Below are 13,915 nucleotides of genomic sequence, written 5' to 3' on the forward strand. Positions count from 1 at the left end.
TCGATGGAGGACGACTGTGCGGGGCAGGCGGTAACTTCGCTAGCAGCGGCTAGCAGCGGCTTGCAGGGGATTGGGGAAGGCCGTGGCAAGTTGCCGCCCGATCATCGGGTCGATGGTCTGTGCCCCTCAGGCGCCGGTCGCCGACATCGCAATCGGCTCGGGCGACGCGCCGCGCCACGGGTTGGGGCGGCCGAAGCGATAGCCCTGAACATAACGGCATCCCAGTTCGAGCAGGATATTCATCTGTGCCTCGTTCTCGACCCCCTCGGCGACGACGTCCTTGCCCAGGCCATGCGCCAGCCCGATGATCGCGCGCACGATTTCCTCGGCGCTGTCCGATGCACGTTCGAGCGCCGCGATAAACGACCGGTCGATCTTGATCGTATCGACCGGCACCTGCCGAAGATGGCTGAGCGAGGCATAGCCCGTACCGAAATCGTCGAGCGCGATGCGCACCCCCGCGTCGTGCAGCGCATGTAAGGTCCCGACAACGCCGTCCGCGGCCCGGCCGAGCATGACACCCTCGGTGACTTCGATGCACAGCGCATTCGGCGACACGCCGAAATGGGCCATCCGGGCGAGCACACGCTTCGCTGCGACCGGGCCCGATAGCTGCGCGGAGGTGAAATTGACGCTGAGACGCCGGATGTCCCCACCATGGTCGCGCAGCAGCCGCAGCGCGATGTCGAGCACATGGTCCTGTACCCGCGGGCCGATCCGTTCCTCGACCAGGATATCGGCGAACTGGCTCGGGATCAAAAGGCCGTGCTTGGGATGCTGCCAGCGCAGGAGGCCTTCATAGCCAATCACGCTATCATCCCGCAGGTCGACGATCGGTTGGAGATACAGCAGAAACTCCTGCCGCTGCATGGCCACTTCGGCGTCGCTGGCGAAGGTCGTACTGACTTCGAGCAACGTCCGCAGCATCGCGTCGTACCGGTGATGCAGGCTGCGTCCGAGCCGCTTGGCCTGGTAAAGCGCCAGATCGGCGTTGCGGTACAGCAAATCGGGCTCGCGGCCGTCCCGAGGGCAGCGCGCCGATCCGATACTGAGCGACAACGCGCGGCGTTCCTCGCCATGACGCCACATCGCCCCCTGGATCAGCATCAGTTCGTTTTCGATCCGGGTACTCTGGTCTTCGCCTTCCGCCGCGACGATCGCGAATTCGTCGCCGCCGAGCCGAACCGCGATCGCACCCCCCTTGGCAGCGACGGCGGCCAGCCGGGTGGCGATGTGGCACAACATCGCATCGCCTGCCGCGTGGCCCAGCCGGTCGTTGACGTCCTTCAGATGATCAATGTCGATCAGGAACAGCGTGAAGGGCGTGTCGCGCCCGCTCGCAACGAAGCCCTGCAGCGTGTTCTGGAAGGCGGCGCGGTTGCCGAGCCCCGTCAACGGATCGGTCAGTGCGGCACTGCGCATCTTCTCAGCTTCGATCAGGCCCCATTCCCGGCTTTGACGGGCGAGTTCGAGTTCGTTGCACAGCGCGCGGAACCGGTCGGATGTTGCAAGCGACAGGATGATCGCTTCGAACGCCAACGCGGCGAACATCGCAATGTCGAGCGCATCGCCCTGCGGGAACAGGCCGAGGTTTCGTAAGACCCGCAACGCGAAGATCGCGATCACCGGCCCCCAGCCAATGACGTAGAACCACACCACGCGGCTGCCGCGCCGGATCGCATAGGCGATGCCCATGAACGCCATGATCGCGCTCGCCATCACGGCGAAGTTGAGCAGGCGGTCCATCAAAATGGCAGGGAACAATAGATCCTTGGTCGCGCCGAGCAGACCGACGACCAACCCGGTCCATGCAAGGCAGCGTCCGGCGAGTTGAAGCCAGCGTGGCAGCAGCCGATCCTCGACGAGCGACAGGAAGAACATGCCGCCCGCCGCGACGAGCGCGCCGACGAGGATATAGTCGATGCACACGACCAGCGGGCCGACCAGGCCGGGGAAAAGAACGCCGCCGACGTTCGACCACGCCAGACCGTAAACCAGCGCGATCTTGATCCATGCGAGATACCACCGCTGGAACGGAAACCGCCGACCGCGGTCGATCATGACGTTATACGCGAAAGCCGACAGCAAAGTACCTGAAAAGAGGCCCATAAGGATCAGCCAACGGTCGCGTGTACGGGCCGCTTCCATACTGGTCATGCCCGTGATCGAGCGAACCAGCGAAAGGTCGTCGACCTTGTCGAACCCAAGGTACATCCCGCGGATGGACGTTCCCGCATCGGCGATGGGGAACGTCAGGACGCCGCCGGGGGTGCCGATATCTGCCAGATCGGACCAGCTTCGGGTCGTGTGGCGAACGGTCCCATCCTGTGTGACCGTAATCAACATGACCCGGTCGAAGCGTGTCTGGTCCACCTGTAGCCGCCAGCCACGCGGAAGGCTGCGCAATTGCTCGGGCGCGATGCGAAGCCATGTCCAGCGAATATTCCGGGGGCGTGGTGCTCGGCTGCAGGAAAAGGGAAGATCCGTCACCTGCCGGTCGGTCGGGATCGCGGCGGACGTCGCATAAGCGACGCAGGCGGTGCCGAGCAGCGGGACGATCGCCCGCGCCGTGCCGATGGATAGCGGAATGGCCAGCAGCGTGGTCAGTATGCGGATAACCTTGCCGACCACCTCGCTCTCCATACGACCACTACAAGGACTGCTGCCATGTTGTTATGTGCGAAGGGTTAACGCGTCCGCACTGGCATACAGGCAGAACAAGCAGGCCGATGTGCAGCCGGGAGTTCTCGCTTGGTGACGATGGTCAACTCTTGCTCCGAAGACAAGCGTTGTTCTTCAAGGAGATGCTGGTCGGCACATGACGGTGCCGACCAAAACACCACAAGATAGCGTTGTCAAAATCGCGTAACTTTTAGGACCTAGCCGTATCCGCGACGCCAAAAATCGCACGTTTCCGCGACGGTTTCGGAATACTTCGGTCGATTTTCCCCCGCTTCTCCGAACCGGACGCGGCGGATCAGTCGGTTTTTGGGGAAAATACAAACAGCTCGGTGCGAATCGATGGTGAAGCGGCTGGATTGAACCAGTTGGTGTCCTGGATGTGGCTTGCCGTGACATAGAGTCGCCCGTCGGGACCTTCGGAGAACGTGTCTGGCCAGCGCAGGCGAGAGTCGTTCAATACCGGTTCGACCCGGTCGCCGACCAGCCGCGTAATCGCATTGTCGGCGGGCGAGGTCAGATACAGCGTACCCCGCTTGCTCATCCACAAACCGTCGGCGACGTGAGTCGTGGCCACCGTCCGCACCGCGGCGGCGCGTTCGCTTTCCGCTACGGCAGGGCGCAGCTTCCCAGTTGCAATGCTGTAGAGCGTCTTTCCAGTAAGCGCCTGGTAATACAGTGTTTCGCCGTCCAACGACAGCGCGATGCCGTCCGCCGAAAAAGCGGGTTGTCGGCCGTCCGGACGGACGAGTGGCTTGCCGTCCACCGTCACCGTCACGGTCTTGTCGACCTGCGTCGAGACATGACCGTCCAGTGCCCGATGACTTTGGCCCGTCTCGAGATCGACCACGATGATCGCGCCGCGCGTGCCGGAGTCGGTGATATATCCGGTTCGCCCGTCGGGCGAAAAACGGATGTCGTTGAGATAGGTCCCTTGCAGCGCAACATCGCCGGGCACCGGGATCACCTTACTGACGCGGTTGGTGGCAAGATCGATCCGCACCAGCTTCGGGGCGCCTTCCAGAATCTTCTCGTTGCCGGGTGCGCCCGGATCCAGGACCCAGAGATGACCCTGCCCGTCGGCGACGATCGACTGCACACAGACGAAATGATCCGAGACCGAAAGCTCGTTTGCCCGTTCGTTCCGCCAGCTGTTCCACTCCGCGTCGGGATAGGGACGGATCGAGCCGTCGGCCAGAACCTCCGCGACCGAGATCGGAGCATCGTCGGTCCAGCGCGGAAAGTTGACGAAGCGGCGCCCATCCGCCGTGATGGCGACGCCGGTGACCTGACGATCGAAACGCGCAACCAGCGACAGGCGGTTGGGGGCGTTACGAGCGCGCGCCGCGCCAAATGCGGTGGCGGCGACGGCCCCGGCGACCGCCAGACCCGCCATCCAAGGCTTGAGCTTTTCCATGGACATCATCCTTTCACTATCGAAAGCAAGGGTTTGCGGGTCGCCGTTGAAGAGCCGGACGAGAAGCTGCGCGACAATGGCCGGGGCTTCGCGCTGCGGGAAATGGCCGACGTTCGCCAATTGCACGAAACCGAACGGACCGGCGAATTTGCCCGGTACAGCGCTTGCCGCCGTTGGTGGGTTCACCCCATCGCGCGCGCCTTGAAAATACAGTGTCGGGAGCGACAGAGCCTTGGTTTCTCTCACTTTCTGTTCGAGCCAGGCACTGCGCGGATCCGGCGCCGCCTCGTCCCAGCGCGCGCGGTAACTGTGGAGCGTGACATCGACCCAGTCCGGATTGGCGAACGACCGCGCCACCCGGTTGAACGTGTCTTCGTCGAACCATCCCCGCGGCGCCCAATTGACCCAGTGCAGATGCGCGAACCCGCGGCGATCGTCGCGCACCGCCTGCGCACCGCGACCGGTCGCCATGAACCAGTGATACCACTGCCGCTGTGCCTGTTCGAACGGCGGGGTCGGCATACCCCCCAATCGCGGCGGGGTCGCCAGCATCGCCAGCCGCTCGACCCGATCGGGCCACCCGACGGCAAGGGCCTCCGCGGTGTTCGAGCCCCAATCGTGTCCGGCCACCATGAACCGATCGATCCCGAGCCCGTCCATCAGCGCAATAGCGTCCATTGCCAGGATCGCGCTGTTTCCCGTTCGGGGCGCATCGCCGCGGAACCGCGTCGCCCCGGACCCACGCAGCGACGGAACGATCGTTCGAAGCCCAGCTGCGTGCAGGGCGGGGCGCACGCCGTCCCAGGTGGAGGCGTCGTCCGGCCAGCCATGGATCAGCAAAACCGGCGTTCCGGTGGCGGGCCCATCGTCGCTGTAGGAGATGTCGAGATCGTCGGTCGTCAGAATTGGCATATCACGGCTTCGCCCGTTGCGGAGCGCCAAACCAATCCGGCTCTCCTGGTTGAACCTACGACGCAACGGATCAGGTCAAGGACCCTCGTCCCGAGGCGGGCAGGCGACCATCGAACCCACCGCGGTTGGCAGCGTTCCCTGCAATCGGCTGTATTTCGCGGTGCAACCGACCAGGAATGATCCGGGCGCGGTGTCGCGCTATGGAAGGGAAGGCAGGGGCATGGGGTCGCGCAGGATCGTCCAGCCCGCCGGAAGATAGTCGAGTGCCATGTAGAAGTAGAAGGCGCAGGATCCGTCGCGTCGGTAACTCGCGCCTTTTACGATGCCCAGTGCGGTGGTTCCGGCGAAGACCGGCGCGCCGCTGTCGCCGCCCTTGCAGTTGGGTCCGGCAACCGCGACCCACGTCGGGAGACACGCGCCACCGCATAGATCGCCAGCAGGGGCAAAATCGGTGAGTTCGACCACGGCACAGCTATAGCCGGTGCGTTCCCCGCGATGGCATACGAAGTCGCCGGCGCGCGTGCTGGCGCGACTGCGCTGCCCCGTCACTGTCCGGACCCTTTGCTTGGCCGTATCCGCAAAGAAAGTGGGCGCCAGCGGTTCGGGGGACGCGTTGATCTGCACGTCGCGATAGCCCCAGCCCCATTGCGCGACGAACGGCAGTGGCTCCAGCACCCCGTAGCGGTTGCGATAGCTCAACTGATCGACGCAATGCGCGGCGGTGGTAATGGCGCTCCGCGTTCCGTCGGTGATGGCAAAGCCCGTCGTGCACAGATAGCGTCGGCCATCGCCCGGATCGACGCCCTCCACCCGGGCACCCCCTTCCACCGCGAGATTGACGTCGACATGGTCGAGCGCACGGACCTGTACGGGTACCCCGGCGATCGCCTCGATCCGCCGGCGAATCGTCTCGGCACCGTCCTGCGCGTCCCGGTTGCCGATGGTGATGACGAGTTCGCCCGTGCGGGGATCGAGCCCCATCCCGGGCGGCGTGCGCAGGGCGGCGCGGATAGCCGCCTGATGATAGGTCATCGCCCAGATCACACGGTCCCGCGTGACGCGCGCGCCGGTGCGGAACAGGATCGGCACGCTGAAGCTGCCGATGACGACCCGCTGCGCCGGAACCGGATCGGATCCGGTCAAATAGACGAGAATGCGATAGGACGGACGATGCTCGATCGCGACCCCGGCGAGCCGTGCGCGATACGTGGCGGCAATCGCATCCGTTGCGGCAACGCTGGCGTCTTGCGCCAGAAGGCGGTTCTGCGCTTCCTCGATCGAAACGGCGAACTGGCGCGCATATTCTCGTGCGTCTTCCAGCGACGCCATCGCCGCGGTCTCCCGCACGGGTTCGGGCGCAGCCGAAGGCGGCCGAGGCGCCGCCGTCGCGGGTAAAATCTGTACCACAGGTGGTGGCGTTGGAGGGGGAAGCACCTGCGCCGTGGCAGGCAGTCCCAAACAGCAGAGCAGGGCCCCGGCAAGCTGAACGATACGCACAAGCGGACCGTATCAGTTTTGCCGAGGCCGTGCGAGACGTCTCAGTGCGTCCAGGCGTCGAACGGGAGATCCAGCGCCTCGGCAACCGCCTGGTGGCGAATCTTGCCGTCGGATACGTTGAGTCCATTTGCCAGATGCGGGTCGGCCGCCATCGCCGCTTCCGCCCCGAGGCTCGCGAGCTTCAACACGAACGGAAGCGTTGCGTTGTTGAGGGCGAAGGCCGAGGTCCGCGCGACCGCGCCCGGCATGTTGGCGACGCAATAATGGATGACGCCGTCGACTTCGAAGACCGGGTCCTCATGCGTGGTCGCATGGCTGGTCTCGAAGCAGCCACCCTGGTCGATCGCGATGTCGACCAGCACGGACCCGCGCTTCATCGTCTTGAGCATGTCGCGCGTGACGAGCTTGGGCGCCGCCGCGCCCGGTACCAGCACGGCGCCGATCACCAGATGCGCGTTCTTCACGGCTGCGGCGATCGCTGCCTTGCCGGCGTAGGCGGTCTTGATCTGGCTGCCGAAGAACATGTCGAGCTCGGCGAGGCGCGCGTTCGAAATGTCGTAGATCGTGACGTCGGCGCGCATTCCGACGGCCATCTGTGCCGCATTGACGCCCGAGACGCCGCCACCGAGGATCGCGACGCGGGCAGGGGCCACACCGGGAACGCCGCCAAGCAAGACGCCGCGACCGCCCTGTTCCTTCTCGAGATAATGGGCGCCCACCTGGATCGACATGCGACCGGCAACTTCGCTCATCGGCTTGAGCAGCGGCAGCGAGCGGTCGTGCGCGGTGACCGTCTCATAGGCGATGCAGGTCGCACCGGATTTCATCAGGCCCTCGGCCTGGGGCTTGTCGGCAGCGAGGTGCAGATAGGTGAACAGCAGATGGCGACTCTCGAGCAGCGCGATCTCGCTGGCCTGCGGTTCCTTGACCTTCACGATCATGTCGCTTTGCGCGAACACGCTGGCGGCGTCCGGCAGGATCGTGGCGCCCGCTGCGACGTAGTCGGCGTCTTCGAAATCGATGCCGAGACCTGCCCCGGTCTGCACGCCGACCGAATGCCCGGCGGCAACGAGTTCGGCGACGGACGGGGGCGTAAGCCCGACGCGATATTCGTGGTTCTTGATTTCCTTGGGGACACCGACGCGCATTCAAACTCTCCGATCCAGTTTGCGTCAGCATACATCAGCGTGGCGCCAAAGTGCTTGCAAAGGCGCACCGTCCCCCGGTTTTTACGGGATAGGATTGCGTTATTTGCCGTTGCGACGCAATGCAATCGCGTATGGACGATATCGACGGCAAGATCATCGCGCAGCTCGGCGCAGAGTCGGGGATCACGAGCGAGGCGTTGGGGGAACGGGTCGGTCTGTCGCCGTCCGCCGCGCACCGCCGGGTCAAGGCGCTGGAGCAGCAGGGGCTGATCCTCGGGTATCGCGCGCGGCTCTCGCCGGAAGCGCGGGGGAATCCGTCGACCGTGTTCGTCTCGGTGACGCTGACCGACCAGCGGCAGGCGACGATGATGCACTTCGAACAGGCGTTGGCCCGCACGGCGCAGGTCAGCGAAGCCCATTTGATGAGCGGGGAATCCGACTATCTGCTCAAGGTGCTGGTACGCGAGGACGACAGTTACGAACGGATTCACCGCGAAGTGTTGTCGGCCCTGCCGGGGGTTCATCGCCTCGTCACGCAGTTCACCATTCGTACATTGGCGAGCGAGGCGTGAGCGTGGCGTTGCGGGGGCTGGGGGCGCATGCTATTCGCTGCTCCGTCGAGGCACCGGTATCATGGGATCATCCTGACCCATCCGGTTGAAATCGGTATGAAATTCAGCGCATTGTGAGCATTGTGGACGCATCCGCTACGGACCTGACGACGGCGGGCGACCCCGCCGCCATCGAACCTCAGCATCGCAAGAACGGGCTCGTTCGTCTTGCCGTCGGCGCGGTCGGCGTGGTGTTCGGCGATATCGGCACCAGCCCGATCTACGCCTTTCGCGAAACCTTTTCGGGACATCACAAGCTTGCGGTCGACGCGCTCCACATCATGGGCGTCGTCAGCCTGATCTTCTGGTCGATGATGATCGTGGTGACGTTCAAATACGTCACGATCCTCATGCGGGCCGACAACAAGGGCGAGGGGGGGAGCCTGGCGCTGCTGGCGCTGGTCAATGGCCGGACGACGACGCGGCGCTGGTCGCGCGGCATCGTGTTGCTGGGCGTGTTCGCCACCGCGCTGTTCTACGGCGACAGCATGATCACCCCGGCGGTGTCGGTCCTGTCCGCGGTCGAGGGGCTGAAGGTCGCTGCACCGGGGCTGGGCCAGTTCGTGTTGCCGATTGCCATGGCGATCGTGATTGGGTTGTTCTCCATCCAGCGGAGCGGGACCGCGCGGGTCAGCCTGTTCTTCGGGCCGGTGATGCTGGTGTACTTCACGGTTATCGCTGCGCTCGGACTGCTCAGCATCATGGAGACGCCGCAGATCCTGTGGGGGCTGTCCCCGCATTATGCATTTGAATTCTTCGCGCTCGATCCGGTGCGGGCGTTCCTCGCGCTCGGGTCGGTCGTGCTGGCGGTGACCGGCGCGGAAGCGCTATACTCGGACATGGGCCATTTCGGGCGCAATCCGATCCGCGTGTCCTGGCTTTGCGTGGTGCTTCCGGCGCTGATGCTCAACTACATGGGACAGGGTGCCCTGCTGTCCCGCATCGGGATGCCCGCGCTCGAAAGCCCGTTCTACATGCTGGCGGGCGAGCACCTCCGGCTGCCGCTGGTGCTGCTGTCGATCGCGGCGGCGGTGATCGCGTCGCAGGCAGTCATCTCGGGCGCGTTCTCGGTCACGCATCAGGCGATCCAACTGGGCTTCATTCCGCGCCTGCGCATCGAACACACCAGCGCTGCGACCGTGGGGCAGATCTATCTGCCGATGATCAACTGGATCCTCGGGACCATGGTGCTTCTGTTGCTGGTGTTCTTCCGCACCTCGTCGAACCTGACCTCGGCCTATGGCATCGCGGTCACGGGAGCGATGCTGATCGATACGTGCCTGTTGTCGATCGTACTGTTCCGGCTGTGGCGCTGGCCCGTCTATCTGGCCGTTCCGCTGCTGTGCGTGTTCTTCCTGGTCGACGGGGCGTATTTCACCGCGAATCTCACCAAGATCCCGTCGGGCGGATGGTTTCCGCTGCTGGTCGGCCTGTTGATCTTCGTCGTGCTGACGACCTGGTCGAAGGGGCGGCAGCTGATGATCGACCGGATGCGCGAATCAGCCATGCCGATCAAGGTGTTCATCCAGTCCGCCGCAACGTCTGCGACGCGCGTGCCGGGAACCGCGGTGTTCATGACGTCTTCGCCGGAAGGCGTGCCGCATGCGCTGCTGCATAATCTCAAGCACAACAAGGTGCTGCACGAGCGGATCATCCTGCTGACCGTCAAGATCGCCGACGAACCCTATATCCCCGAGGGCCAGCGCTGCTCGATCGACGACCTCGGGCTTGGCTTCCACCGGATGATCCTGCGGTACGGCTTTGTCGAGGAGCCGGACGTTCCGAACGCGCTCGCCAACGTCCATCGCTGCGGTGCCGAGTTCAGGATGATCGACACGAGCTTTTTCCTCGCGCGTCAAACGCTGCTGCCGTCGTCGCGGCCCGGGATGATGATCTGGCGCGAGAAGCTCTTCTCATGGATGCTGCGCAACGCCGAAAGCGCGATGGAGTTCTTCCGCCTGCCGACCAACCGCGTGGTCGAACTCGGCAGCCAGCTCGAGATTTGACCATGGAGCCCACCGGGGGTGCGCCGATCATCGTGACCGCGCTGTTTGCCGCTGCGGATACGCTGTTCTTCGACGACTTGCGTCGCACGCACTTCCCGCCCGAGCGCAACCAACTGGCCGCGCATCTGACGATGTTCCATCATTTGGCGCCCAGTCTGCACCGCGAGATCAAGCAGCGGCTGACGGCCGAAACGCGCGGCGTCCCGGCGCCTGACGCGCGGATCGCCGGATTGATGTCGCTGGGGCGTGGCGTGGCGTTCCGCATCGATTCGCCGGCGCTTGAGGAGATTCGTGCGGGGCTGGCGGATGCCTTCGCCACCGTGCTGACGCCGCAGGATCGCGCCGGCTGGCGCCCGCATGTCACCATCCAGAACAAGGTCGAGCCCGCCACGGCCAAGGCGTTGCTGCAGACGCTGGAGGGGGATTTCAGGCCGCGGACGGTACGGATCGCAGGCCTTGCGAGCTGGTGGTATCGGGGTGGACCATGGGAACCGCTGTCCCGGCACATTTTTGCGTGAAAAGGCGGTTGACCGCGCAACGGTCTCGCTCCTATAGCGCCCCCTCTTCGATACGGCTTGGCGGAGTAGCTCAGTTGGTTAGAGCACGGGAATCATAATCCTGGGGTCGGGGGTTCAAGTCCCTCCTCCGCTACCAAATCGGTAGTGCCGCCGTATCGAAATGCGCCGTGTCGAGGCGCAGCCTGCGTTATCACTTTTGGTCTCAACGTAGACACAGGGTGGTTTCGACGCCCGTCAGAGCGCTGCACTTCTGATTGGGTTGTGTGCACCAGCCTGTGCAGGACACTTGAGCAAGATCGCGCTAGGGTACATCACCGTGCACCATGGCGAAGAAGCGCATCTTTCTGACCGCGACCCTCCCGGACGGGTATAGCAAGACGATCGGACCGACCGCGGTCGCGTTCACGCATTACTGGCGAATCGTGGCCATTCTGGAGAGCGGGAAAACCGAAGTCTTCTGGGGCCACACCAAGTCCCTCGCCGACGCGCGGCGCAAGACCAAGGCGGCGGCCGAGGCGGCACGGATGCGTGGCTGGAAGGACTATGCGCTCGATATCGTCGAAGTCGTGCCGAGCGACGGTTGAGCGCATCCCGGAGCCTGATCGCCGTAGCGGCTGCAGGCATGGCGCAACCCTTTGCGCGCCGAGACATTGGGCGATCGATGTTCCGGGCCGTCGTTGCCCGATCCAAGGAGAGTTCGAATGGAAATGCGTAAACTTGGCTCGCAAGGGCTGGAGGTCTCGGCGCTCGGGCTCGGGTGCATGGGCATGTCGGACTTTTACGGCAGCGGAGACGACGTCGAATCCGCCGCGACGATCCACCGGGCGATCGACCTCGGCGTCGATTTCCTGGACACGGCCGACATGTACGGGGTTGGCCGTAACGAGGAGCTCGTCGGCCGCGTCGTCCGGGAACGGGGCGAATGGATCAAGGTCGCCACGAAGTTCGGAAACGTTCGCGGCGCGGATGGCAGTTTCCAGGGGATCAACGGACGCCCCGAGTATGTCCGGCAGGCATGCGACGCCAGCCTGAAGCGAAGCGGGCTGGACGTGTTCGACCTATATTATCAGCACCGCGTCGATCCGAACGTGCCGATCGAGGAGACGGTCGGTGCAATGGCCGATCTGGTCAAGGCCGGAAAGGTCAAATATCTCGGTCTGTCGGAAGCAGCACCGGAAACGATCCGCCGGGCCCATGCGGTGCATCCGATCACCGCGCTGCAGACCGAATACTCCTTATGGAGCCGCGAACCCGAAGAAACGCTGCTACCGACGGTGCGCGAACTGGGCATCGGATTCGTGCCCTATTCGCCGCTCGGTCGCGGGTTCCTGACCGGACAGTTCAAGACCCCCGCCGACCTCCCCGAGGGGGATACGCGGCGCAACCATCCGCGGTTCCAGGGCGAGGCGTTCGCCAAGAACCTCGCACTGGCGGATGCGGTCGGTGAGATGGCCAGGGACAAGGGCTGTACGTCGGCTAAACTCGCGCTGGCATGGGTCCTGGCGCAAGGCACCGACATCGTCCCAATCCCGGGCACGAAGCGCCGAACCTATCTCGAGGACAATCTCGGGGCACTCGACGTCGTGCTGAGCGCGGATGATCTGGCGCGGATCGATGCGATTCTGCCACCGGGCGCCGCAACCGGTACGCGGTACGCCGCGCCGCAGATGGCAGCGCTGAACCTGTGAGCGCTCTCTCGCGGGATAAACTCGCCGTCGTAACCGGTGGCGCGAGTGGGATTGGTCTGGCGGCGGCGACCGCATTTGCCGCCCTGGGGATGCGGGTGATCATCGTCGATCGCGCTGGTGCCGCCCTGGACGCCGCGTCGGCCCCGATTGGTAGTGGTGCGCTGGCGATGGCGGTCGACGTCGCAGACCGCGCCGCGATGGAAGGGCTCGCCGCCACGATTGCCGATCGGTACGGACCCGTCTCGGTCCTGATGAACAACGCGGGAGTCGGGGCAGGGGGCGACGTCCTGGCCGATCCGGCGGAATGGGATCTCGTGCTCGGCGTCAATCTGATGGGCGTGGTGCACGGCGTGCAGAGCTTCGTACCCGGCATGATCGCGAGCGAGGCGGCCGGGCTGGTGATCAACACCGGGTCCAAGCAGGGCATCACGCAACCACCCGGCAACACCGCGTACAATGTCAGCAAGGCGGGGGTGAAGGCGCTGACCGAAGGTCTGGCGCACACGCTTCGGCAGAAGACGGGTGACCGCGTCAGCGCGCACCTGCTGATCCCCGGGTTCACCTTTACCGGCATGACTGCGCGCGGCGCCGTCGAACAGCCGGCGGGCGCCTGGTCCGCCGACCAGGTCGTTGCCTTCATGCTCGCGGGGATTGCAGCGGGGGATTTCTATCTCCTGTGCCCCGACAACGAGACGACGCCCGAGCAGGATCGCAAACGGATCCTGTGGGCGGCCGGCGATCTGGCGGAAAATCGTCCGGCACTGTCGCGGTGGCATCCCGACTGGAAGGACCGCTTCGATCGCTACATGGCCGAATGACAACCGTCGCGAAAATGAACTTTCAGACGGGTGCGCCGTTGTTCGGCTACAGGGTTTAGTGACGAAGGACAAGATCATGAAGAAGATGATGATGGCGGTCATGATGGCTGCAGTAGCGCTCCCGGGCCCGGTTCTCGCAGCACAGGATCGCGACGGTTACCGCGATGGCTACCGGGACCGCGATTATCGTGATCGCTCGTATCGTGGTCGCGACTCGCGCCGGTATCAGGACTGCAAGCGCAGCAACGGCACGACCGGTACGATCGCAGGCGGCGCCGGTGGCGCGGTACTGGGCAACGTCCTCGGCGGTGGTACGCTCGGAACGGTGGCTGGCGGCGTCGGCGGCGCCTTGCTCGGTCGTCATCTCGACAAGAAGCATGACGAGTCGCAGAACCGCCGTAACGGCTGCTGATTCATACCCGACCGCGTCTGGCGGAACGGTTTGATAAACGTTTAAGCGCCCTGTCCCCGCGAGGGGACAGGGCGCTTTCGCATGTCGCGGAAACGACAGTTCGCGAACATCAGCATGACATCACGCGAAAAAATTCGACAGAGCGGCGAATTTGCGAGCCCCCGTCAACGCCTCGTTTACGATATCCGGCTAGACCGGCCGCATGACCT

The 13,915-nt window shown here is 64.4% G+C and carries 11 protein-coding genes and 1 tRNA gene; 8 read left to right on the forward strand and 4 right to left on the reverse strand.

The window, feature by feature from the left end:
- Positions 1-126: 126 nt before the first annotated feature.
- The 4 genes from L8K25_RS10270 to ald form a co-directional block, all read right to left on the reverse strand.
- A complete protein-coding gene (locus tag L8K25_RS10270; RefSeq protein ID WP_242138825.1) occupies positions 127-2,631 on the reverse strand; it encodes an EAL domain-containing protein in 2,505 nt (834 codons plus the stop codon).
- Positions 2,632-2,977: 346 nt separating this feature from the next.
- The gene (locus L8K25_RS10275; protein ID WP_242138826.1) at positions 2,978-5,008 is read right to left on the reverse strand and encodes an L-dopachrome tautomerase-related protein; all 2,031 of its coding nucleotides are present in this window, start codon (positions 5,006-5,008) and stop codon (positions 2,978-2,980) included.
- 198 nt (positions 5,009-5,206) lie between these two features.
- Complete coding sequence (locus tag L8K25_RS10280) at positions 5,207-6,337, reverse strand: S1 family peptidase (protein WP_242138827.1); 1,131 nt, start codon at positions 6,335-6,337, stop codon at positions 5,207-5,209.
- Between the two features lie 209 nt (positions 6,338-6,546).
- Positions 6,547-7,653: an alanine dehydrogenase gene (gene ald / locus L8K25_RS10285; protein ID WP_242138828.1), complete on the reverse strand. Its 1,107-nt coding sequence runs from the start codon at positions 7,651-7,653 to the stop codon at positions 6,547-6,549.
- A gap of 131 nt (positions 7,654-7,784) precedes the next feature.
- Here ald and L8K25_RS10290 point away from each other — a divergent pair, with 131 nt between their 5' ends.
- From L8K25_RS10290 to L8K25_RS10325, 8 genes are all read left to right on the forward strand, one after another.
- Positions 7,785-8,225, forward strand: coding sequence for an Lrp/AsnC family transcriptional regulator (locus L8K25_RS10290; RefSeq protein WP_242138829.1), 441 nt, complete (start codon positions 7,785-7,787; stop codon positions 8,223-8,225).
- 143 nt (positions 8,226-8,368) lie between these two features.
- Positions 8,369-10,270 carry a potassium transporter Kup gene (locus tag L8K25_RS10295; protein WP_242139254.1) on the forward strand — a complete coding sequence of 634 codons (1,902 nt, stop codon included), beginning with the start codon at positions 8,369-8,371 and terminating at the stop codon, positions 10,268-10,270.
- A 2-nt stretch (positions 10,271-10,272) separates the two neighbouring features.
- On the forward strand, positions 10,273-10,788 hold the full coding sequence (locus tag L8K25_RS10300; protein WP_242138830.1) for a 2'-5' RNA ligase family protein: 516 nt from the start codon (positions 10,273-10,275) through the stop codon (positions 10,786-10,788).
- Between the two features lie 59 nt (positions 10,789-10,847).
- A tRNA-Met gene (locus L8K25_RS10305) sits at positions 10,848-10,924 on the forward strand.
- A 187-nt stretch (positions 10,925-11,111) separates the two neighbouring features.
- Positions 11,112-11,372 (forward strand): hypothetical protein, encoded by a 261-nt coding sequence (locus L8K25_RS10310; protein ID WP_242138831.1) that lies wholly within the window; start codon positions 11,112-11,114, stop codon positions 11,370-11,372.
- Positions 11,373-11,489: 117 nt separating this feature from the next.
- A complete protein-coding gene (locus L8K25_RS10315) occupies positions 11,490-12,476 on the forward strand; it encodes an aldo/keto reductase (protein WP_242138832.1) in 987 nt (328 codons plus the stop codon).
- On the forward strand, positions 12,473-13,294 hold the full coding sequence (locus L8K25_RS10320; RefSeq protein WP_242138833.1) for an SDR family NAD(P)-dependent oxidoreductase: 822 nt from the start codon (positions 12,473-12,475) through the stop codon (positions 13,292-13,294). The genes L8K25_RS10315 and L8K25_RS10320 overlap by 4 nt, the downstream gene beginning before the upstream one ends.
- Positions 13,295-13,370: 76 nt before the next feature.
- On the forward strand, positions 13,371-13,706 hold the full coding sequence (locus tag L8K25_RS10325) for a hypothetical protein (protein WP_242138834.1): 336 nt from the start codon (positions 13,371-13,373) through the stop codon (positions 13,704-13,706).
- The last annotated feature ends 209 nt before the right edge of the window (positions 13,707-13,915 follow it).

Origin of the sequence: Sphingomonas sp. TREG-RG-20F-R18-01, assembly GCF_022662475.1 — a bacterium.
GTDB lineage: Bacteria > Pseudomonadota > Alphaproteobacteria > Sphingomonadales > Sphingomonadaceae > Sphingomonas.

Bases quoted from the DNA above. Each gene is read 5' to 3' on its own strand.
- L8K25_RS10275 (WP_242138826.1), bottom strand. From the start codon at position 5,008: ATGCCAATTCTGACGACCGACGATCTCGACATCTCCTACAGCGACGAT.
- L8K25_RS10280 (WP_242138827.1), bottom strand. From the start codon at position 6,337: ATGGCGTCGCTGGAAGACGCACGAGAATATGCGCGCCAGTTCGCCGTT.
- ald (WP_242138828.1), bottom strand. From the start codon at position 7,653: ATGCGCGTCGGTGTCCCCAAGGAAATCAAGAACCACGAATATCGCGTC.
- L8K25_RS10290 (WP_242138829.1), top strand. From the start codon at position 7,785: ATGGACGATATCGACGGCAAGATCATCGCGCAGCTCGGCGCAGAGTCG.
- L8K25_RS10300 (WP_242138830.1), top strand. From the start codon at position 10,273: ATGGAGCCCACCGGGGGTGCGCCGATCATCGTGACCGCGCTGTTTGCC.
- L8K25_RS10310 (WP_242138831.1), top strand. From the start codon at position 11,112: ATGGCGAAGAAGCGCATCTTTCTGACCGCGACCCTCCCGGACGGGTAT.
- L8K25_RS10315 (WP_242138832.1), top strand. From the start codon at position 11,490: ATGGAAATGCGTAAACTTGGCTCGCAAGGGCTGGAGGTCTCGGCGCTC.
- L8K25_RS10325 (WP_242138834.1), top strand. From the start codon at position 13,371: ATGAAGAAGATGATGATGGCGGTCATGATGGCTGCAGTAGCGCTCCCG.